Origin of the sequence: Desulfonatronum sp. SC1 (assembly GCF_003046795.1) — a bacterium.
Taxonomy (GTDB): domain Bacteria; phylum Desulfobacterota; class Desulfovibrionia; order Desulfovibrionales; family Desulfonatronaceae; genus Desulfonatronum.
Genome location: NZ_PZKN01000175.1, coordinates 1 through 431 on the forward strand (window position 1 = coordinate 1; position 431 = coordinate 431).

The window sequence follows — 431 nt, forward strand, 5'->3', positions numbered from 1 at the left end:
TATATTAACAACATGCGAAGACTATTCTCCATGCAATAAACGTACGCCTATCAAAAAGATTGTGTTTTAGCCTTCGTTTATTAAACCCACAACTGATTCTGGCTCTTTTTGCGCAGAAGAAAGGAATATAGCCAAAGAAACATACACTACAATATCACTATCATAACCAAGATATTGAACCATCAAAGAAAGTAGAAAAGGTAACCCAACTATAAAGAAAAAGGCCATGTTGTTTTTTAAACTGCGAAATGTCTGAAACATTAAGAATAAAAATAAGAATAAACCTACGATACCAATATCAATCCATAAGGTAGCATAAACGTTGTGAATATTTGATTCAGAAAACCTGTCCCCAAAGAAATAATCAAGGAATAAAATTCCATTCCCGGAAGTTGTGTTGATCAAATCAATATTATCTATTAGGTATGCCC

The 431-nt window shown here is 32.7% G+C and carries 1 protein-coding gene; it reads right to left on the reverse strand.

Annotated features, from left to right (window positions below; all coding sequences use genetic code 11):
- Nucleotides 1-66 precede the first annotated feature (66 nt).
- Nucleotides 67-431, reverse strand: a 365-nt coding sequence (locus tag C6366_RS21185) for a hypothetical protein (RefSeq protein ID WP_199221617.1), incomplete at its 5' end; no start/stop codon positions are given.